We start from the raw sequence: 19,596 nt of genomic DNA, 5'->3' as shown, positions 1-19,596 counted from the left end.
ATCACGCGCCCCACATGCCCCCATCACCGTGTGCCAACAAACAGACCCCCAAGCTTGCCTGCTCAAAGATGGCCCGGTGAACCAGGTGCACTTGGTTCACACCTTGGCGTCTTCTTCATTTTTGAAAGCACTTCCCATGACATTCGACACAAAAACACCCGCCACCAGCACCCCAGCACCTGCCATGCTCAAACCAGAGCAACACCACAGCAAAGCGGCCGAACACCTTGAGTTGGCGGCCAAGTCACACAAAGAAGTGGCCAAACTCATCGGGGCCAACGACCACACCGGTGCACAAACCCACGCCAAAGTGGCCTATGAGCACATGACCCAAGCTCAAACGCACGCAGAAGCGGCCAAAAAGGCCATGCCTGCGGCCAAGTGATCGGGTTTTAACCCGTGAAAAAGCCGCCTGCCCCACAAGGGCAGGCGGCTTTTTTTTAGGCATCAGGGCTGCGGGGCGTGATCGCGACAAGGGCGTCGCGCCTGCCCGGGGCAAGCGTTCGAACAGCTGACAGGACTCAGCCTCTGCCCGGAATCTCCGACAACAATTGCTCCACATGGGCCTTGGCTTTTTCAAGCGAGGCCATGCTGCCTGTGAGGTACATGCGGCCGCTGGCACCGATCATGCTGCACTCGACCAGGGTCAGGTCGGGGGCGACTTTTTCGGCTTCGTTGGCCATGTGGGCACCAAACAAGGCTGGGGCCACCTCCATCAGCAGCATGTTGTCGCCGGGCAGCACCATGCTGGCTTGACGCGTGCGGTTCATCAGCACGGCGTGCTGATCGGTCACGTTTTCCAGAATGTCGCTGTAGAGCAATTGCGGGCGCAATTGGTCTTCGGCTTGGGCCCCCATCCAGTCCAGGATGACCTGGCCTGCACGCTGCAAGGCCGCGCCGTCGTTGCTGTGCAACTCCAGCACACCAAACTGGCGCTCCACCGCCAAAATGCCCGGCTCCAGTGTGGGCTCGGCTTTCAGGGCCAGGTCAATCACGCGCTGGATGGACAGCCCGGGGGCGATCTCGACCAGCAGCGCGTGGGTGCCCTGCATCGCCACGTAGCCGCGTGCGCCCAGGGGCGAACTCATCCACGATGAAAACTGGCGTTGCAGGTCGGTGAGCGTCAGGTACACCCGAAGCTCAGCGGCCGGTTTGGCAGGTGGTTTGGCGGCAGCTTGGACAGGCGTGGTGGCTTTTTTGCTTGTGGCCATGCGGCCTCCTTGTCAACAGCGTTCGCGGATCAGTTGCCGTCAAAGGCTTTGGACACGTCGGCGTGGGGACGTGGGATGACGTGGCAGGACACCACTTCACCGATCGCGCCTGCGGCTTCTGCACCGGCTTCGGTGGCGGCCTTGACGGCACCCACGTCGCCCGAAACGATGATGGCGACCAGGCCGCCACCGACTTCTTTTTTGCCAACGATGTTGACGTTGGCGGCTTTGACCATGGCGTCAGCGGCAGCGAATGCAGCAACATAACCTTTGGTTTCGATCATTCCGATGGCTTGTGACATGTGAGTCTCCTTGAGGGGTTAAAAAAGAAAGGGTTGAGGAAAGGGGTTGAAGGAAAAAAATACCGCTGCGTCAGCGCATCGGTGTGGGCGTGTCGTAGTTGTCGAGCGAGGCGATGATGAGTGCATCGGCCACCACACGCGGATGAGCCGGGGCGAACCACCAGGCCGCAGGTGCGCCGATGGTGATCATCACGCGCTCGCCAATGCCGCAGCCCATGGGGTCATAACAAACGACCACGTCTTTGGGGTAGTCCAGTTGCACCTCCAGCAAAGCGCCTGGCGGCAGTTCGGGCAGGCGTTTGCTGGCCACAATGCGGCCGATCACGGTTCCTGTTTTCATGTTTTTGCTCCACGGTCAATGGTGATGCCACGCTTGCGCAGCGCTTCTTTGCCCAAGGGGGTCAGGACCGCCTTGGGATGCAGCCGAACGGTTTTCACGCTCGGCGACAGGGTTTTGAGCAGTTTCTCGCCGATCACACCTTTGAGCTCGGGTATGTCTGCTGGGTGATCGTGCAGGCCGCAGGTGTCGCCCTTGCACTCGCAGGCCTTGCCCGCCTTGCAGGACGAACAGCAGGCGGCCGGGTCGATGGTGGTGGTCACGGCCATGGCCGATGTGCCAGCGGGTGCCGTGGGGGGTGTTGCCGCAGCGGCGGGTGTGGGTGTGGCTGCACTTGCGGCGACAGCCTTGACCGCCGCCTCGTCCACCCGCATGTCAAAACGCAGCAAGCCCGATTGCGCCGCTTGCAACAGAGCCGGACTGGCGGCCAGGCGCTTGAACAGATCGGTCAGCGCTTGTGCATGGGCAGCTGTGCCCACACGCAAGGGCACCACCACACCCTGCGGTGCAGTCGCTGGCGCAGCGGCAGGGGCTGCTGGTTTGGGTGCGCCGATCTGCTTCCAGTAAGCGTCTTTGCGGGCAATCAGGCCATCGCGGATTTGGTAGACATCGGTGCCGTCCAAGGTGACCGATTGGCCACCGGGCAGCGGCACGCTCACCTTGTAGTTTTGCACCACGGTCTGACCCAGCACGTTCATGTGTGAATCCGAGAACTTGGGGCCTGCGGGGCTGGCAAAGCGTTCTTTCAAAAACCCCAGGCACGCGGCGCGGCCATGGAGCACCCGAGAGTCGGGCAGGGTCCACACCACGTCGGGGGCAAAACAAGCCACGATCGCCTCGGCATTGGCGGCGGCGTACCCGGCTTCGAAGCGCTGCATCAAGGCGGCCACCGATGTGTCTGCACCCGTGGCTTTGGCCCCCAGGGCGGTGCGCACCTGCGCCCGAATTTGTTCGCGCAAGGCGTCTGCGCTCATGCAGCACCTCCGGCATCGCGGATCACGGCCTCGGCCACGGCGGCGGCGGCCCGCACGTCCGACGCATTGCCCGACAGGTACAGGCGACCGGCCGGGCCCATGAAGCGGCAGTCGATCAGTTTCACGTTGGCGGCTTTTTCGGCCTCGTTGGCCACCAAGAGCGCATAAGACGAGGTCGTCATCTCCATGATGTAGAGCGACTCACCGGGCAAAAGCATGCTGCCGGCCTTGCTGCGGTTGATCAAAAACGCGTGGTAGCCATCGACCCGGTCAATCACCTTGGAGGCCAAAATTTCGGGCTTGAGCACACTTTTCTCGCTCACGCCCATGGCATCCAACACGGCAGCACCGGCCGACTTGACGGACGACGATGACTGGCCGTGGAACTCCAGATAACCAAACTGCCGCTCGACCACCAGGTTGCCGGGCTTGACGTTGTCGTGCTTCAAGGCGATGTCGGTCAGCCACTCGATGTCCATGCCCGGGGCGACCTCAATCACCATGGCCGCGTCGTTGTGGCGCGGCAAAAAACCACGGGCGGTGGAGCCCAGCAAACACATCAGTTGTGGCTGCAAGCGGTCCAAGAAAATGTAGCTGCGCAAAGTGGACATGTCAGACTTTCAGCGAAGGTGTTCGAGTTCTTCCTGCACGATGCGCAGGACCATGGCCTGGAGTTCAGGCGTGAGGGTGGACAGTTGCGAAGGCGGGGCACCGACCGCAGAGGCCGCGCCCGAAGCCATGGCCCCGGCCCAACCACCCGGCAGCGGAAAGGCCACACGTTTCCAGTTGACCAGCAGCTCGGGGCCGACGTTGCAGTCCACCGAGCTTTTGCCCGCGTAACCTGTGCCAATGGTGAAGGTGTAAGGCAAGCCGGTGTTGGCACCGGTGCTGTCGTGCACGGTGCTGCCGTTGACGACCACGCGGTAATAGTCGAGCGCCGCGCCCCAGACCACCGCTTGCTCGGCGCTGGCCGAATGGATGCCGGAGGTGTGGCCTGCGCCGCTGTGCTGCAGCATGAGCCGCGCCACGTCGATGGCCTGGTCCATGCCCGGCACCACCACACAGCCCAAAATGGGCGAGAGTTTTTCTTTCAGCAGCACATGTCCGGCCTGCGGGTTGGCAATGGGGCACACCAAGGCCTGGCAATCCACGGGCACTTGCACGCCTGCGGCCTGCGCGATCTCATGCGCCGGGCGGCCCACCACCTTGCCGTTGAACTTGCCACCGGGAAAGGCGTAATTCTGGATTTGCAGCGCCTCTGCGTCGGTGCACACATGCGCACCCTGGCGGGCCAGCGCTTGCTGCATCTGCGGCGCAATGCTGGCGTGAAGCATGAGCACCGAAGGGGCCGAGCAGGGGCTGCCGTGGTCGAAGTTTTTGGCGGCCACAATCGTCTGCGCAGCGGCTTCGATGTCGGCACTGGCATCCACATAAATCGGCACATTGCCCGAGCCCACACCAATGGCGGGGTTGCCCGAGCCATAGGCCGCACGCACCATGGGCGTGCCACCGGTGGCCAAAATCACGTCGGTGCGGGCGTCGCGCATCAGCGCCCCCGTGGCCTCGACCGTGGGGCGGGTCAGAATCTGCAGCGCATGGGCCGGGCCACCGGCTTTTTCAATCGCGGCTTGCAGCTCATTCGTCACGGCGGTGCAGCAAGCCAAGGCCACAGGGTGGGGCGAGATGACCAGCGCGTTGCGCGTCATCAGGCACAAGATGGTTTTGAAAATGATGGTGGCCACTGGCGAGGTGGAGTTGGACAAGCCCACCACCACGCCGGCGGGCCGGCCGATTTCGACGATGCGCAGCGCATCGTTGCGCCGCACGCCGCCCAGCGCCACATTGTCCCAAGCGCTGGGCGTGAGGGTGCAGGCGATCTGGTTCTTGGCGATCTTGTCGGCCACTTTGCCGATGCGGCTTTCGCGCACGGCCCACTCGGCATAAAACTCGGCACGCGGCAGCAAGGCGGCAGCCACTTCTTTGGCCACGCGTTTGGCCTCTTCGGGCGTCCACAGCGCCAGTGTGGCAGCGGCTTGCCGGGCGCGGCCCAGCAGGTCGCGGGCCTCCTGCAAGGCGGCCAGGTCGTGGTCGGCCAGGTCGATGGGCTTGCTTGAACTCATGACGGGGTGCGTTCCTGATTCAACGGCGCTGGGCTGCAGCGGCCACGGCGTTCAGGTCCACGTTTTCCAGGGCGCTGAAGATGGCCTCCACCGCCTGCTGCTCACGCGGGCTGGCCGCTTGCATGCGGGTGGTGTCCAGCAGCTGGCGCATGACCGACGGCTGGCCACCTGCGGCGGCGGCACCGGGGTTGAGCGTGGGCACAAAGCTGCCGCAGGTCATGCGCTGGCCTGCGCGGTAGTGCGGCGCGTAGTCGAACACGGCGTAGTGTTGCGTGGCGCAGTTGTCCCACATGGCGACCGAGTCTTTTTCCCAGCGGAAACGCACCATGAATTCGGGCTTTTTGACCCATTCGTAAAGCATGTTCAGCACCGCCTCGGACAGGTCCATGTGCATGCCCAGCAGGCGCTTGGTCCAGATCGAGTTGACGAACAAAATCTTGCGGCCGTTGTAGGGGTGCGTGATCACCGCCGGGTGCGTCACCGTGGGCGTGTTCTCGATCATCTTGCACTCTTGCTGACTGGCCTGCACCATCATGCCGGTCTTGGCGGAAGCCCTTTGGGCCAGACGTTCGTTGGCATTGATGCGGCGGAAATGCCAAGGCAAATCATGATCGGCTTGCAGGCCTTCGAGCATCTGCTGCATGCCGGGGTTGAGCGCGTCATACGCTGCGCCCCCGTGCATCCACATGGTGTCACCACCCGAAGGAGGCAAGTCGGTGATGCGCAAGATGGAGACCATATTGGGCTTCTTGCGGAAGGTCACGTCGGTGTGCCAGCGGTCGGTCTCGGGGGCTTCGCTGCCCTGGTGCGCGATCAGCTGAATTTGGGGGTGCCCTTCGATGTGCGGGAAGAACTCGTGCTGCTCCATCTCGCCAAAGTTCTGGCCCAGACGGATGTAGGCCTCGGGCTTCAAGGCCTGCTTGCGGAAGAACACCACGCCGTATTGCCACAGGGCTTGCTTGATTTCTTCGTAAACATCTTCCGAGCGGGTGTTGTTCAGGTCCACGCCGCTGATCATGCCGCCGATGGTGGGCGTCATCGGGTCCACCTGGATGTGACGGAATTTCATTATTAATCTCCTTGTTGTGTCAAAGCAGCCCGGCTCATTGCCAGTGCAGCAAACGTTTTTCAAGCCAGGTCATGGTGCGCACCACGGCCACGCCCAAGAGGGCCAGCACCAGCAGCAGCGCCATCACGCCATTGACTTCAAATGTCGAGCCCAGATAGGCCAGCGACTGGCCCAGGCCTTTTTCGGAAGCGATGATCTCGGCACCGATCACACCCAACATGGCGTAGATCAGACCCAGGCGCAGGCCCGAAAAAATGACCGGCACCGCGCCGGGCAAGGTGACCTGAAAAAAGGTGGTCACCGGGCTGGCACCCAGCGTTTTGCACAGGGTGAGGTGGTCTTGACTCACGCCGCGAATGCCGGCCACCGTGCTGGACAACACGATGAAAAAGGTCAAGCTGCAGCCCACGGCGATCTTGGAGCCCAGACCCAGGCCAAACCACAAAATGAACAGCGGTGCCAGCGCAATGCGGGGCATGACGTTCATGGCGTTGAGGTAGGGGTCGAGAAATTTCTCCACCTTCGGAAAAGCCACAAACAACAAGCCCACGGCCAGGGCCGCGCTGCTGCCCAAGGCAAACGAAATCAGGGTGCCCGCCATGGTCCAGCCCAGGTCGGTCCAGAGCTTGCCCGTGGCGATGTTGTCCCACAAAAATTTGATGACGCCACTGGGTTGGCCCACAAAGGTGGGGTCCAGCCAGCGGTTGACGGTGAGCCACTCGCCCAGCGCCAACAAGACGGTGATGAACACGATGTGGGCACCGCCCCAGCGCAGTGTGTCAGCCTTCATGTTTGCTCCAGCCAGATTCGAGGTGCGACCACAGCTGTGCATACAGCTCGTGGAAATGCGGGTCTTTTTGCAGCTCGCGAATGGAGCGCGGGCGGGGCAGGTCGATGGGGATGTCGGCCACGATGCGCCCTGGGCGCGAGGTCATGACCACCACACGGTCGGACACGGCCACCGCTTCGGACAGGTCGTGTGTGACGAACAGCACCGATTGTTTGTACTGCTGGCACAGGCGCAGCAGCAGGTCTTCGAGTTGCAGCTTGGTTTGTGCATCCAGCGCCCCAAAAGGCTCGTCCATCAGCAGCAGGGGCGAACCCATGGCAAAGGTGCGGGCCAGGGCCACGCGCTGGCGCATGCCATGCGAGAGGGCCTTGGGCAAAGCGTTTTCAAAACCCGCCAGACCGACTTCTTGCAGCATGGCGCGGGCACGTTCTTCGGCCTGGGCACGCGGTACACCGCGCACTTCCATGCCAAACATGGCGTTGCCCAAAGCGGTTTTCCAGGGCATGAGGCTGTCGCGGGCCAGCATGTAGCCGACCTGCGGGTTGCCTTGGCGTGGCGCTTGGCCACCCACGGTCAAACTGCCCTTGCCGGTGTGTGCCACCAGCCCGGCGGCCAGGTTCAGCAGCGTGGTTTTGCCACAGCCGCTGGGGCCGACCAAAGAGACAAATTCGCCTTGACGGACGTGCAGCGTGACATCGGACAACACCTGCTGGGTGCCATCGAAGCTCAGGTGCACGCCATCGGCAGCGATGGCCAGGGACGTTGCGCTCAATTCAGGTGCTCCGCTCATGCAAACAGGGGGTCAGGTCGCTTGGTGCAACGGTTCAGCGCAGTTGCAAGATCTTGCTGGTGTCGAAGTTCTTGTCGATTTGCTTGGTGTTGTGCAGGTAATCGGCCGCATGCTGCAAGGCTTTGGGGTCCAGCGCAAAGCGGGAGCCACCAATCGAGTTGCGCAGCGAAGCCTCGACCGCCGCAGCGCCTGCAGGGCCTTCGATCTTGAAGGTGTCGTTGATCACCTTGAGCACGGCCGCAAAGTTGGCAGGGTTTTGGATGAAGGCTTCGGACTCGCGCATGGCCTTGGCAAAAGCGTCCAGCGTGGCGCTGTTCTTTTGCGCAAAGTCACCACGCACTGTCATCGGGCCAGAGGCCCCGTTGAGCTGCGTGATCTCTTTGGGCCCCTCGCCTTTGCGGGGGTCCACCAGAACACGGCACACCTTCATGGCAGCGCAGAAACCGTCCATGGGGGCGAACAACATCACGGCGTCGATTTGCTTGTTGGCAATCGCGGGCAAGGCGGTGTTGGGTGCGCCCACGGGCACGATGGTCACGTCGCTGCCGGACAGGCCAGCGCCCTTGAGCAGGTCGAGCAACTGGAACTCAGCGCCGGAGCCACGGGCGGTGACGCCAATCTTTTTGCCTTTCAGGTCGGCCATCACGGCGGGGTAGCCCTTGGCGGCGTTGGGGGTTTCGGTGTGGGCACCGGCCATCAAAAAGAAGATGTTGTCACGCGCTGCGTTGCCAATGATCTTGAGGTCGGCACCTTTGTTGGCCGCCTGAATGACCACTTCGGCCGGGCCAAAGGCCACGTCAATGTCGCCCGCCATCAGGGTCTGGATGCCCAAGGGGCCTGCAGGAATGGTCTTGAGTTCGCACTTGAGGCCGTTTTTTTCGCAGTAGCCGTTGGCTGCCGCCACACGGGTGATGATGTTGCCCAGGCCTGGATAGTCCTGGATGCGCAAGGTCTGGGTTTGCGCCATGGCGTTGGCGCTCAGCGACAGGGCAAGGGCACCAAGGGCGGTGCGCAGCAAGGCGGGGGCAGATAAGGTCATGTCGTCTCCATGGGGTTGGGGTACTGGCTTGATCACCGTCAAACTCGGCATGCCCGATTTAAGTCCCCATGGCGATGACGAATTGTTTCTGATGTGACAATTTAGGGGAAAGCACTCAAAATAAATTCGGACAAAACCTTCACTCACCATGACCCAGGCACGCCAACAGACTGCAGCCAAAGCCCCACAGAGCGGCAAGCGCAGCGCTGTGTTTCAAGCCCTCGATGCCGATGTCTTCAACCAGGCTTGGGCCGAAAACGCCGCACTCACACCCCGCTCAGCCCAAGCGCTGCACAGCGTGGGCGTGCTGCGCAACTGGACCGACGGGCAGGTGGTACTCAGCCGTGGTCAACCGACCTCCACCGCTTTGCTGCTGGTCACAGGGCGCTTGCGCGTGAGCGTGACCACGCCCGAAGGCGAAGAGCAATTGCTGCGCTGGATGTTGCCCGGAGAAATATCGGGTTTGAGTTCTGTGTTTGCCGAGACCACTTACCCAGCCGATTTGGTCTCGGTGGGTCAGACCCAGGTGCTGCACATCGAGCGCACCCGTTTGATCGATCTGATCAGCTGCGACCCTGTGGTGGCGGTGGATTTGCTGCGCATCTTGGGCTTGCGCATCAACCAGCTGCTGGACACCTTGGCCGACCAGGGCATGAACAGCCTGGAGCAACGTGTGTGGGCTGCGCTGGAGCGTATTGCCAAATTCAACAGTGTGAAGGTGGCTGACGGCTTGATGCTGCGCGTGAGCCAGTCCGACCTGGCGCAAGCGGCCTCGGCCTCGCGCCAACGCGTCAACCAACAACTGCGGCATTTTCAGCAGCAAGGCCTGATCCGGTTGGGTTACCGCAACATCGTGTTGCTGCGCAACGCCCCCAAGTCCTGACGGCCGTCACCCAAGGCGCAGCCGTTTGGCCCCGCCCTGATACAGTGAAAAGTCAAGCTGTCGGTCAAGCCGCTCAGCCATGACCCTCACCGGAGTGACACCCCCATGACCCCTGCCACCGCGCTCGCCCAGCGCCCATCAGCACCGCCACACATGTCACCCCAAGAGTGGCAAGCCCGCATCGACCTGGCCGCTTGCTACCGGCTGGTGGCCCACCACGGCTGGACCGACCTGATCTACACCCACATTTCGCTGCGCGTGCCCGGCACAGAGCACTTTTTGATCAACCCCTTTGGCTGGTCATTTGACGAGATCACCGCGTCCAGCCTGGTCAAGATCGACAGCGATGGCCAGAAGGTCGGTGACAGCCCGCACGATGTGCACCGCGCCGGCTTTGTGATCCACAGCGCCATCCACACCGCACGCGACGACGCCCATTGCGTGCTGCACCTGCACACCCGTGCTGGCATGGCGATCTCGATGCTCAAGTGCGGCCTGCTGCCATTGAGCCAGCACGCCATGATGTTCCACGGCAAGGTGGCTTACCACGAGTCCGAGGGCCTGGCGGTGCAACTGGACGAGCGCCAGCGACTGGCCCGCGACCTGGGCGACAAAATGGTCATGGTCTTGCGCAACCACGGCACGCTGGTGGTCGGTTACACCGTGGCCGAAGCCTTCAGCAGCATGTGGCACCTCGAAAAAGCCTGCCAGGCCCAACTCGACGCCATGGCCTGCGGGCAAGACTTGAACTTTCCCCCAGAAGGCGTGGCCGAACAAATCAGCAGATTGGGCTTCAACAAAGCCGCACTGCGGGAATACCCCGAGGGACGAAGTCCGCTGGGTTGGAAAGAATGGCCAGCCATGCTGCGTTTGGCGGACAAGGTGTCACCCGGCTATGCGACGTGACTGTGACAGACGGCCCACAAAGAGGTCTCCTGCCAGCGAGCTGACCCTACAAAAACAACCATTTTCAGGGAGAGAATCCACATGGAATTTGACTACATCGTGGTCGGTGCGGGCTCGGCCGGTTGTGTGCTGGCGGCACGCCTGAGTGAAGACCCGTCGGTCACGGTGGCTTTGCTCGAAGCGGGGCCACCCGACACCAGCCCGCTCATCCATTGCCCGGCCGGCATTGCGGCCATGCCCTTGATCAACAGCGTGTCCCAGCCCTTGAGCACCGTGCCCCAAGAAGGCTTGCTGGGCCGCACCGGTTACCAGCCCCGGGGGCGCACCTTGGGTGGCTCCAGCTCCACCAACGCGATGGTTTACATCCGAGGCCAGCATGCCGACTACGACCGCTGGGCGGCCATGGGCAACCCCGGCTGGGGCTGGGCCGATGTGTTGCCCTACTTTCGAAAAGCCGAGCACAACGAGCGCCTGAGCGATGACTGGCATGGGCAAAACGGCCCCCTGAATGTGGCCGAACTGCAAAGCCCCAACGTTTTTTCCAAACGCTTTGTCGAGGCCGGTGTGCAGGCTGGCTGGGCGCACAACCCCGACTTCAACGGGGCCAGGCAAGACGGCGTGGGGCTCTACCAGGTGACACACAAAAACGGGGAACGTTTCAGTGCGGCCAAGGCCTACCTCACCCCCCACCGCCAGCGCCCCAATTTGCAGGTGATGACCGGTGTGACCGCGCAGCGCATCGTGCTCGAAGGTGGTGTGGCCCGGCAAGTGCAGGTGCTGCAAGGCGGCAGCCAGCGCAGCTTGAGGGCGCGGCGCGAGATCATTGTCAGTGGGGGGGCTTTTCAGTCCCCGGCCTTGTTGATGCGCTCTGGACTCGGCCCGGGGGCCCACCTGCAGGCCATGGGCGTGGCCACGCAGTGCGATTTGCCAGGTGTGGGCGAAAACCTGCACGACCACCCCGATGTGGTGCTGGTGGCCGATGCGCCGCACACCGAATTGTTTGGGGTCTCGCCCATGGGGGCCTGGCACCTTCTGCAAGGCATGTGGCAGTGGCGTCAGCAGCGAAAAGGCCTGTTGACCACCAATTTTGCCGAGGCGGGCGGCTTTTTTAAAAGCTCACCCGAACAAGCCCGACCCGACATTCAGCTGCATTTTGTGGTGGGCAAGCTGGTCAACCACGGCCGCACGCCCAGTTGGGGCCACGGTTTTTCGCTGCATGTGTGCTTGCTGCAACCCCAAAGCCGGGGCACCGTGCGCTTGGCCAGCACCGATGCCAACGCCTCGCCCTTGATCGATCCCCGCTTCCTCACCCATGCCGACGACATGGCACAAATGATCGCAGGCGTGCGCCAAGCCCGGCGCATCTTGCAAGCACCCGCCCTGAGCGCTTATGGCCGGGAATCGCGGGCATCGGCCAGTTTGCACAACGATGCACAGCTGTCCCAGTGGATTCGTGAAAACGCCGACACCATCTACCACCCCGTGGGCACCTGCCGCATGGGCTCAGACCCCCTGGCGGTGGTCGATGCCCAGCTGCGCGTGCACGGCGTGCCCGGTTTGCGCGTGGTCGACGCCTCGGTCATGCCCTGCGTGCCCAGCGGCAACACCAACGCGCCCACCATCATGCTGGCCGAAAAAGCTGCGGACCTGATCAAGGCGGCGGCCGTCTGATCCGCGCAGGGGGGCGACTCCTGCTGTGGGCCATGGTGGTTTTTGTGGGAGCCCCGCCCTCGGGGGGATGGGTGGTGGTCTGCGGGGCTTATCGCGACGGGGGCGTCGCTCCTGCCTGGTCAAAGCAACCACACAACTGCTGGCAGACCTGGCTTGGCACGCGCCTTGCTGTGCTTCAAGGTCATCCATAACACCTATTTGTATAGACAGCAAGATGGTGCAATTCCCGATACCCTTTGGGGCGTCTGGGCTCATGATGCACAGTGCTGGTGCGAATGTTGGGAAAGATGTTGTGTCCTGCACGCGAACAGCATTTTTTTTGGACCCATCCTGTCTATACAGGTTTGATGGGGTGTCGGTGATGGCTGTGTGCCTGCGTTCAGGTGCCGATTTGCGGCATCTGAAGTGCAGGCTTGATCAACAACAAGGAGTTCCTTCATGCGCAAGTCAAACGTCAAATTCGCCTCGCTGCTCTTGGCCGGTGCGACCGCGGCCACCCTGGCCTTTTCAACGCAAGCCCAAGAGGTCAAGCTCGCTTTGGGCATGTCCGGCTGGACCGGCTTTGCCCCGCTGACCCTGGCCGACAAGGCCGGTTTGTTCAAGAAACACGGCCTGGATGTGGAGCTGAAAATGATCCCCCAGAAAGACCGCCACCTGGCCCTGGCTTCCAAGGCCATTCAGTGCGCGGCCACCACAGTGGAAACGCATGTGGCCTGGAACACCAATGGTGTGCCCATCGTTCAGATTTTCCAGATGGACAAGTCCTTTGGTGCAGACGGCATCGCGGTGCGCGGCAACATCAACAACTTTGCCGACCTCAAGGGCAAGACCATTGGTGTGGACGCCCCCGGCACCGCGCCTTTCTTTGGCCTGGCCTGGATGCTGAGCAAAAACGGCATGAGCCTGAAAGACGTCAAGCTCAGCACCTTGTCACCCCAGGCAGCCGCACAGTCCTTTGTGGCCGGTCAAAACGACGCCGCCATGACCTACGAGCCCTACCTGTCCACCGTGCGCGCCAACCCACAGGCAGGCAAGATTTTGGCCACCACACTCGACTACCCCATGGTCATGGACACCGTGGGCTGCGCCCCCGAGTGGCTCAAGGCCAACCCCAAGGCCGCACAAAGCCTGGCCAATGCCTACTTTGACGCGCTGGAGATGATCAAGGCCGACCCGGCCAAGTCCAACGAGATCATGGGCGCGGCCGTCAAACAAACCGGCGAGGCCTTTGCCAAATCCTCAGCTTTCCTGCGCTGGCAAGACAAAGCCGCCAACCAGAAGTTTTTTGCAGGCGAGCTGCAAAGCTTCATGAAAGACGCTGCCACCATCTTGCTGGAGGCCGGTGTGATCCGCAGGGCACCGACCGACTTCAACGCCATGTTTGACACCAGCTTCATCAAGTAAAGCCATGGCCACCACACACCCGACTTCGACACGCCCGACCACCGTGCGGCCACGCCGCCGCGCACTGGCTCCGCTGGAGCCGGTGCGTGCGCAGTCGCGGTGGGTGCTGGGCATTGGCTTTTTCATCCTGTTCTTTGCCGTCTGGGCGTTTTTCACGCTGGGCGGTTATGTGTCGCCCACCTTTTTGGCCAGCCCGGTGACCATGGTGCAAGAGGCCATCCTCTTGTTCACCGAGTTCAACTTTGCCCACGACATCGCCATGACCATCTGGCGCGTTCTGGCCGGCTTCATTTTGGCCAGCCTGATCGCCGTGCCGCTGGGCATTGCCATGGGGGCGCACAAAGGGGTGGAGGCTTTTCTGGAACCCTTTGTGTCCTTTTGCCGCTATTTGCCCGCCTCGGCTTTCATTCCCCTGCTGATCTTGTGGGCCGGCATTGGCGAGCTGCAAAAAGTGCTGGTCATCTTCATCGGCTCGGTCTTCCAGATCGTGTTGATGGTGGCGGTGTGTGTGGGCGCGGCGCGGCGTGACCTGGTCGAAGCCGCCTACACCTTGGGGGCCAATCCGTCGGGCATTGTCAAGCGCGTGCTGATTCCGGGTGCTGCGCCTGAGATTGCTGAAATTTTGCGACTGGTGCTGGGCTGGGCCTGGACCTATGTGATCGTGGCCGAGTTGATCGGCTCGTCCTCGGGCATTGGCCACATGATCACCGACAGCCAGGCGCTCTTGAATACGGGCCAGATCATCTTCGGCATCATCGTCATTGGCCTGATCGGGCTGGTGTCTGACTTTGCGTTCAAGGCGCTCAACCGCCGCCTGTTTGCCTGGAGTTCACTGTGAGCAGCCAACTGTCCATTCAAGGCGTCTCGCGCGTCTTCGTTTCGCCCAAAGGCCAAACAACCCAGGCCCTGACGCCGGTGGATTTTGAGGTGCGCGAAAACGATTTCGTCACCATCCTCGGGCCATCGGGCTGCGGCAAGTCGACCTTGTTGCGCATTGTGGCGGGCCTGGACCAGCCCACCACCGGGCAGGTGCTGCTGGACGGTGCACCGGTGCAAGGCCCAGGGGCCGACCGGGGCATGGTGTTCCAGAGCTACACGCTGTTTCCGTGGCTGACCATCGAGCAAAACATCCGCTTTGGCCTGCGCGAACGCGGCATGCCCGAGCGTGAGCAAAAGGAACGTGCCGACTACTTCATCGCCAAAGTGGGCTTGCGCGGTTTTGAGCAGCACTTTCCCAAGCAGCTGTCGGGCGGCATGCAGCAGCGCACGGCGATTGCACGGGCGCTGGCCAACGACCCCAAAATTTTGTTGCTCGACGAGCCCTTTGGTGCACTGGACAACCAGACCCGCGTGCTGATGCAAGAGCTGCTCTTGGGCATTTGGGAATCCGCCCAAAAAACCGTGTTGTTCGTCACGCATGACATCGACGAAGCCATCTTCATGGCCAACCGCGTGGCGGTGTTCAGCGCCCGGCCTGGCCGCATCAAGACCGAGCTGGCGGTGGATTTTCCGCACCCCCGGCATTACACGATCAAGACCTCGCCCGAGTTCATGGCCCTCAAGGCGCGGCTGACCGAAGAAATTCGTGCCGAAGCCATGGCCACCGATCTGCACTGAGTCGGCTTTCGCGCTGCTTTGAAACCGACGCCCTTCATGACCCGCCTGGATCCTTCTCCCGCCCAGTTGGCCGCAAACACGGCGACTGACAAGGCCAACGAAAAGGCCACCGCCCACCGCCCGCACAAAGCGCGTGCGGCGCGGCTGGCCTCGGGCGAAGTGGCCTTGTTCCAGCAGGTCAAGGACCACATTGCCCGTCAGATACAGGACGGCACCCTGCGTCCGGGGGATCGCCTGCCGTCCGAGCACGAACTGGTGGCGCAGTTTGGCATCTCGCGCATGACCGTCAACCGGGCCTTGCGCGAGTTGGTGACGCAGGGGCGCATCGTGCGCGTGGCCGGTGTGGGCAGTTTTGTGGCCGAACAAAAACCACAGGCCAACTTGCTGCAAATCGTCAACCTGGCCAGTGAAATCCGCCAACGCGGCCACGACTACGCCTGCCAAATGCTGGTGGTCGAACGTGTGGCGGCCACCTTGGAAGTGGCCGCCGCCCTGAATGTGCGCACCGGCGAGTCGGTGTTCCATTCGGTGTGTGTGCACCTGGAAGATGGTGTGCCCATTCAGCTGGAAGACCGCTTTGTCAACCCGCAGGTGGTGCCCGACTTTGCGCAGCAAGATTTCACGCAGCAGCAGCCGTCCGAGTTTTTGGTGCGCACCGTGCCCTTTGACGAAATCGAACATGTGGTCGATGCGGTGCTGCCCACGCCCGAGCAAGCGCAGCGCCTGCAGATGGACGCGGCCGAGCCTTGCTTGTTGCTCACGCGCCGCACCTGGACGCAAGGCGTGCCGGTGACCCTGGTGCGCTGCCTGCACCCGGCCAGCCGCTACCGGCTGGGCAGCCGGTACAGCGCCAGTGGCAACCCGATATCGACCTGATGCCTGCACGAAACTGAAGGCCCATGATGTTTGCCAGTTCTTTCCTCCGTTTCACGCGTGCTGCCTCTCCTGTAGGAGCCCCCCTTGTGGGCGATGGTTTCAGGGGCGTGTGCCACGCCCATCGCCCACGGGGTGGGCTCCTACACCAACACACCTGCGACAGGCCTTTCGCTCACGACTTCAACAGGCCGGCTGAATAAGCCGGTCATGACCCATCCCCTCAGCACCCAGTACATGACGCCTCCATTTTTGAAACTGATTCCCGGCCAGGTGCCTTTGGCCGATTGGTGCGCCATTTACCGGGGCGCTACGCCCGTGCTGGACACGGCTTGTGCCACGGCGATTCAAGCCAGTGCGGACAGCGTGGCCCGCATCGTGGCCAAGGGCGAGCCGGTGTATGGCATCAACACCGGCTTTGGCAAGCTGGCCAGCGTGCGCATTCCGGCCGAAGACCTGGAAACCCTGCAACGCAACATCGTGCTCTCGCACGCGGCAGGTGTGGGCGATGCCACGCCGGTGGCCATCACGCGTTTGATGATGGCGCTCAAAATCGCCAGTCTGGCCCAAGGCGCTTCGGGCATTCGCCCGGCCACACTGGCCTTGCTCGAAGCCATGCTGACCCAAGGCATCATCCCGGTGGTGCCAGGGCAAGGCTCGGTTGGGGCCTCGGGCGATCTGGCCCCGCTGGCGCACATGACCGCCGTGATGATCGGCGTGGGTGATGCCGACACGCCCCAAGGCCGCATGCCGGCCGAACAGGCGCTGGCCAGCGTGGGCCTGGCCCCGGTGACGCTGGGGCCCAAGGAAGGGCTGGCCCTGCTCAACGGCACCCAGTTTTCCACCGCCAACGCACTGGCCGGTTTGTTTGAAGCCGAGCGCCTGTTCCAGTCGGCGCTGCTCACGGGTGCTTTGGCCACCGATGCAGCCAAGGGATCGGACGCGCCTTTTGATGCCCGCATCCACCGCCTGCGCAAGCACCGGGGGCAGATCGCCACCGCCGAGGCTTTGCGCCAGTTGCTCAGCGGCAGCGCCATCCGCGCCTCGCACCTGCAAGGCGACGAACGCGTGCAAGACCCGTATTGCCTGCGCTGCCAGCCGCAGGTCATGGGCGCGTGTTTTGATGTGCTGCACAACGCCGCCCAGTTGCTGGAGACCGAGGCCAACGGCGTGTCCGACAACCCGCTGATCTTCAGCGACACCGACGAATCGTTGTCGGGCGGCAACTTCCACGCCGAGCCGGTGGCCTTTGCCGCCGACATGATCGCCATGGCCATTTGCGAAATCGGCTCGCTGGCCGAGCGCCGCATCGCCATGCTGGTGGACCCGGCGCTGTCGGGGCTGCCCGCATTCCTCACACCCAAGCCAGGGCTCAATTCGGGCTTCATGATCCCGCAGGTCACCGCAGCCGCCTTGGTGTCTGAAAACAAACAACGCGCCTACCCGGCCAGTGTCGACTCCATCCCGACCTCGGCTAACCAGGAAGACCATGTGTCCATGGCCGCACACGGTGCACGCCGCCTGCTGCCCATGGCCGACAACGCCATGGCGGTGATCGGCATCGAGTGGATGGCCGCGGCCCAGGGCTGTGACTTTCATGCACCGCTGCACACCAGTGCGCCCTTGGCCAGCGCCATGGCTTTGCTGCGCACACGCGTGGCGCATCTGAGCGACGACCGCCACATCCAGCCCGACATGCAAGCGGCCATCGACATGGTCAAAAGCGGTGCCCTGCTGCAAAGCGGCTCGGGCCTTGATTTGCCCGGCCTGCGCTGAACGCCTTTTATGTATCCATTGCTCACCCTCAAGGAGACCCCATGACCCCCTCCATCGACCCCCGCCTCGACCCGACCCGCGTGGTGCGTGCGCCGCGTGGCAGCACGCTCACTTGCAAAAACTGGGTCACCGAAGCCGCCTACCGCATGGTCCAGAACAACCTGGACGCCGAAGTGGCCGAGAACCCGCAAAGCCTGGTGGTGTATGGCGGCATTGGCCGCGCCGCCCGCGACTGGGCCTGCTTTGACCAGATCCTGGCCTCGCTCAAAGACCTGAACGAAGACGAGTCCTTGCTGATTCAATCGGGCAAACCGGTGGGCGTGTTCAAAACACACGCCAACGCACCGCGTGTGCTGATCGCCAACTCCAACCTGGTGCCCAAGTGGGCCAATTGGGAGCACTTCAACGAACTCGACCGCAAGGGCCTGTTCATGTACGGGCAGATGACCGCTGGCTCGTGGATTTACATCGGCACCCAAGGTATCGTGCAGGGCACGTTCGAGACCTTTGTGGAAGCCGGTCGGCAGCATTACAACAACAGCTGGACCGGCCGCTGGATTTTGACGGCCGGTCTGGGCGGCATGGGCGGCGCGCAGCCCTTGGCGGCCACACTGGCCGGGGCCTGTTCGCTCAACATCGAATGCCAGCAAAGCAGCATCGACTTCCGTTTGCGCACCCGCTATGTGGACAAGCAGGCCAAAGACCTGGACGATGCCCTGGCCCTGATCGCACACCACACCGCCGCCAAAGAGGCGATCTCGATTGCCCTGTTGGGCAACGCGGCTGAGATCTTGCCCGAGCTGGTGCGCCGCGCCCAAGCCGGTGGCATGCGCCCCGACCTGGTGACCGACCAGACTTCGGCGCACGACCTGATCAACGGTTACTTGCCACCGGGCTGGACCGTGGCGCAGTGGAAAGACGCCCAACACGACCCTGCACAACACGCCCGCCTGAAGGCCGATGCATCCCAAGGCTGCGCCACCCAGGTGCAAGCCATGCTGGACTTCCAGACCATGGGCATCCCCACGGTGGACTACGGCAACAACATCCGCCAGGTGGCCTTTGACCATGGCGTGAGCAACGCCTTTGATTTCCCTGGCTTTGTGCCCGCCTACATCCGCCCCATGTTCTGCGAAGGCAAGGGTCCGTTCCGCTGGGTGGCCTTGTCGGGTGACCCCGAAGACATCTACAAAACCGATGCCAAGATCAAGGAACTGTTCCCGAACAACACGCACACCCACCGCTGGCTCGACATGGCGCGTGAACGCATCAGCTTTCAGGGCCTGCCTGCACGCATTTGCTGGCTGGGCTTGGGCGAGCGGCACCTGGCCGGTCTGGCCTTCAACGAGATGGTGCGCACGGGCGAACTCAAAGCCCCCATCGTGATCGGCCGCGACCACCTGGACACCGGCTCGGTGGCCAGCCCCAACCGCGAGACCGAAGCCATGAAAGACGGCACCGACGCCGTGAGCGACTGGCCGCTGCTGAACGCCTTGCTCAACACCGCAGGCGGCGCCAGCTGGGTCAGCCTGCACCACGGCGGCGGCGTGGGCATGGGCTATTCACAACACTCGGGCATGGTCATCGTGGCCGACGGCACCGACGCAGCGGCCGAGCGCCTGGCGCGTGTGCTGGTCAACGACAGTGCCTCAGGCGTGATGCGCCACGCCGATGCGGGTTACGAGCTGGCTGTGGCCACCGCCAAAAAGCAGGGGCTCAAGCTGCCCATGATCAAGTGATGTGCACAGCGACCCGATGTGATGCAGGAGCCCCGCCCTCGGAGCGATGGCGGCAGGTCACCACGCCTGCAAAAAATGTAGGAGCCCCGCCCTCG

The 19,596-nt window shown here is 62.7% G+C and carries 20 protein-coding genes; 10 read left to right on the top strand and 10 right to left on the bottom strand.

Annotation, left to right across the window (positions count from 1 at the left end; genetic code table 11):
• Positions 1-136: 136 nt before the first annotated feature.
• Entirely contained in the window at positions 137-385 is a 249-nt protein-coding gene (locus tag B9Z48_RS02840; protein ID WP_199233437.1) for a hypothetical protein, read from the top strand.
• A gap of 136 nt (positions 386-521) precedes the next feature.
• On the opposite strand, the gene B9Z48_RS02835 is transcribed toward B9Z48_RS02840, so the two are convergent.
• The 10 genes from B9Z48_RS02835 to B9Z48_RS02790 form a co-directional block, all read right to left on the bottom strand.
• Entirely contained in the window at positions 522-1,211 is a 690-nt protein-coding gene (locus B9Z48_RS02835; RefSeq protein ID WP_108377057.1) for a microcompartment protein, read from the bottom strand.
• Positions 1,212-1,240: 29 nt separating this feature from the next.
• Entirely contained in the window at positions 1,241-1,513 is a 273-nt protein-coding gene (locus B9Z48_RS02830; RefSeq protein ID WP_089955588.1) for a BMC domain-containing protein, read from the bottom strand.
• Positions 1,514-1,583: 70 nt separating this feature from the next.
• Entirely contained in the window at positions 1,584-1,853 is a 270-nt protein-coding gene (locus B9Z48_RS02825) for a EutN/CcmL family microcompartment protein (protein WP_053168998.1), read from the bottom strand.
• Positions 1,850-2,824: a nuclear transport factor 2 family protein gene (locus B9Z48_RS02820; protein ID WP_108377056.1), complete on the bottom strand. Its 975-nt coding sequence runs from the start codon at positions 2,822-2,824 to the stop codon at positions 1,850-1,852. Before B9Z48_RS02820 ends, B9Z48_RS02825 begins: the two co-directional genes overlap by 4 nt.
• Entirely contained in the window at positions 2,821-3,435 is a 615-nt protein-coding gene (locus B9Z48_RS02815) for a BMC domain-containing protein (RefSeq protein ID WP_089955580.1), read from the bottom strand. Before B9Z48_RS02815 ends, B9Z48_RS02820 begins: the two co-directional genes overlap by 4 nt.
• A gap of 9 nt (positions 3,436-3,444) precedes the next feature.
• The gene (locus B9Z48_RS02810; protein WP_108377055.1) at positions 3,445-4,944 is read right to left on the bottom strand and encodes an aldehyde dehydrogenase family protein; all 1,500 of its coding nucleotides are present in this window, start codon (positions 4,942-4,944) and stop codon (positions 3,445-3,447) included.
• 19 nt (positions 4,945-4,963) lie between these two features.
• On the bottom strand, positions 4,964-6,013 hold the full coding sequence (locus tag B9Z48_RS02805) for a TauD/TfdA family dioxygenase (protein ID WP_108377054.1): 1,050 nt from the start codon (positions 6,011-6,013) through the stop codon (positions 4,964-4,966).
• A 34-nt stretch (positions 6,014-6,047) separates the two neighbouring features.
• Entirely contained in the window at positions 6,048-6,803 is a 756-nt protein-coding gene (locus B9Z48_RS02800) for an ABC transporter permease (RefSeq protein WP_108377053.1), read from the bottom strand.
• Positions 6,793-7,593: an ABC transporter ATP-binding protein gene (locus B9Z48_RS02795; protein ID WP_108377052.1), complete on the bottom strand. Its 801-nt coding sequence runs from the start codon at positions 7,591-7,593 to the stop codon at positions 6,793-6,795. Before B9Z48_RS02795 ends, B9Z48_RS02800 begins: the two co-directional genes overlap by 11 nt.
• Positions 7,594-7,627: 34 nt before the next feature.
• Positions 7,628-8,632 (bottom strand): ABC transporter substrate-binding protein, encoded by a 1,005-nt coding sequence (locus B9Z48_RS02790; RefSeq protein WP_233260999.1) that lies wholly within the window; start codon positions 8,630-8,632, stop codon positions 7,628-7,630.
• Between the two features lie 148 nt (positions 8,633-8,780).
• Between B9Z48_RS02790 and B9Z48_RS02785 the strand changes: the two genes are divergently transcribed.
• The 9 genes from B9Z48_RS02785 (at position 8,781) to hutU (ending at position 19,501) form a co-directional block, all read left to right on the top strand.
• Positions 8,781-9,515: a Crp/Fnr family transcriptional regulator gene (locus B9Z48_RS02785; RefSeq protein ID WP_108377051.1), complete on the top strand. Its 735-nt coding sequence runs from the start codon at positions 8,781-8,783 to the stop codon at positions 9,513-9,515.
• A gap of 105 nt (positions 9,516-9,620) precedes the next feature.
• Positions 9,621-10,421, top strand: coding sequence for a class II aldolase/adducin family protein (locus B9Z48_RS02780; protein ID WP_108377050.1), 801 nt, complete (start codon positions 9,621-9,623; stop codon positions 10,419-10,421).
• Positions 10,422-10,502: 81 nt separating this feature from the next.
• The gene (locus B9Z48_RS02775; protein WP_108377049.1) at positions 10,503-12,092 is read left to right on the top strand and encodes a GMC family oxidoreductase; all 1,590 of its coding nucleotides are present in this window, start codon (positions 10,503-10,505) and stop codon (positions 12,090-12,092) included.
• 438 nt (positions 12,093-12,530) lie between these two features.
• Positions 12,531-13,496 carry an ABC transporter substrate-binding protein gene (locus tag B9Z48_RS02770; RefSeq protein WP_108377048.1) on the top strand — a complete coding sequence of 322 codons (966 nt, stop codon included), beginning with the start codon at positions 12,531-12,533 and terminating at the stop codon, positions 13,494-13,496.
• Positions 13,497-13,500: 4 nt separating this feature from the next.
• Complete coding sequence (locus B9Z48_RS02765; protein ID WP_108377047.1) at positions 13,501-14,334, top strand: ABC transporter permease; 834 nt, start codon at positions 13,501-13,503, stop codon at positions 14,332-14,334.
• Positions 14,331-15,113, top strand: a complete 783-nt coding sequence (locus B9Z48_RS02760) for an ABC transporter ATP-binding protein (protein ID WP_108377046.1) — start codon at positions 14,331-14,333, stop codon at positions 15,111-15,113. The genes B9Z48_RS02765 and B9Z48_RS02760 overlap by 4 nt, the downstream gene beginning before the upstream one ends.
• Positions 15,114-15,149: 36 nt before the next feature.
• Complete coding sequence (gene hutC, locus B9Z48_RS02755) at positions 15,150-15,989, top strand: histidine utilization repressor (protein WP_108377045.1); 840 nt, start codon at positions 15,150-15,152, stop codon at positions 15,987-15,989.
• 207 nt (positions 15,990-16,196) lie between these two features.
• Positions 16,197-17,762: a histidine ammonia-lyase gene (gene hutH, locus B9Z48_RS02750; protein ID WP_233260998.1), complete on the top strand. Its 1,566-nt coding sequence runs from the start codon at positions 16,197-16,199 to the stop codon at positions 17,760-17,762.
• Between the two features lie 41 nt (positions 17,763-17,803).
• On the top strand, positions 17,804-19,501 hold the full coding sequence (gene hutU, locus B9Z48_RS02745) for a urocanate hydratase (protein WP_108377044.1): 1,698 nt from the start codon (positions 17,804-17,806) through the stop codon (positions 19,499-19,501).
• Positions 19,502-19,596 lie beyond the last annotated feature (95 nt).

It is taken from the genome of Limnohabitans sp. WS1 (assembly GCF_003063265.1).
In the GTDB taxonomy this organism is placed as follows: domain Bacteria; phylum Pseudomonadota; class Gammaproteobacteria; order Burkholderiales; family Burkholderiaceae_C; genus Limnohabitans_A.
Note: the sequence above shows the minus strand (reverse complement) of the source record. Positions and strands in the feature narration are given on the sequence as shown.

Coding starts and splice junctions, on each gene's coding strand:
- B9Z48_RS02840 (WP_199233437.1), top strand. CDS start 137: ATGACATTCGACACAAAAACACCCGCCACCAGCACCCCAGCACCTGCC.
- B9Z48_RS02835 (WP_108377057.1), bottom strand. CDS start 1,211: ATGGCCACAAGCAAAAAAGCCACCACGCCTGTCCAAGCTGCCGCCAAA.
- B9Z48_RS02830 (WP_089955588.1), bottom strand. CDS start 1,513: ATGTCACAAGCCATCGGAATGATCGAAACCAAAGGTTATGTTGCTGCA.
- B9Z48_RS02825 (WP_053168998.1), bottom strand. CDS start 1,853: ATGAAAACAGGAACCGTGATCGGCCGCATTGTGGCCAGCAAACGCCTG.
- B9Z48_RS02820 (WP_108377056.1), bottom strand. CDS start 2,824: ATGAGCGCAGACGCCTTGCGCGAACAAATTCGGGCGCAGGTGCGCACC.
- B9Z48_RS02815 (WP_089955580.1), bottom strand. CDS start 3,435: ATGTCCACTTTGCGCAGCTACATTTTCTTGGACCGCTTGCAGCCACAA.
- B9Z48_RS02810 (WP_108377055.1), bottom strand. CDS start 4,944: ATGAGTTCAAGCAAGCCCATCGACCTGGCCGACCACGACCTGGCCGCC.
- B9Z48_RS02805 (WP_108377054.1), bottom strand. CDS start 6,013: ATGAAATTCCGTCACATCCAGGTGGACCCGATGACGCCCACCATCGGC.
- B9Z48_RS02800 (WP_108377053.1), bottom strand. CDS start 6,803: ATGAAGGCTGACACACTGCGCTGGGGCGGTGCCCACATCGTGTTCATC.
- B9Z48_RS02795 (WP_108377052.1), bottom strand. CDS start 7,593: ATGAGCGGAGCACCTGAATTGAGCGCAACGTCCCTGGCCATCGCTGCC.
- B9Z48_RS02790 (WP_233260999.1), bottom strand. CDS start 8,632: ATGACCTTATCTGCCCCCGCCTTGCTGCGCACCGCCCTTGGTGCCCTT.
- B9Z48_RS02785 (WP_108377051.1), top strand. CDS start 8,781: ATGACCCAGGCACGCCAACAGACTGCAGCCAAAGCCCCACAGAGCGGC.
- B9Z48_RS02780 (WP_108377050.1), top strand. CDS start 9,621: ATGACCCCTGCCACCGCGCTCGCCCAGCGCCCATCAGCACCGCCACAC.
- B9Z48_RS02775 (WP_108377049.1), top strand. CDS start 10,503: ATGGAATTTGACTACATCGTGGTCGGTGCGGGCTCGGCCGGTTGTGTG.
- B9Z48_RS02770 (WP_108377048.1), top strand. CDS start 12,531: ATGCGCAAGTCAAACGTCAAATTCGCCTCGCTGCTCTTGGCCGGTGCG.
- B9Z48_RS02765 (WP_108377047.1), top strand. CDS start 13,501: ATGGCCACCACACACCCGACTTCGACACGCCCGACCACCGTGCGGCCA.
- hutC (WP_108377045.1), top strand. CDS start 15,150: ATGACCCGCCTGGATCCTTCTCCCGCCCAGTTGGCCGCAAACACGGCG.
- hutH (WP_233260998.1), top strand. CDS start 16,197: ATGACCCATCCCCTCAGCACCCAGTACATGACGCCTCCATTTTTGAAA.
- hutU (WP_108377044.1), top strand. CDS start 17,804: ATGACCCCCTCCATCGACCCCCGCCTCGACCCGACCCGCGTGGTGCGT.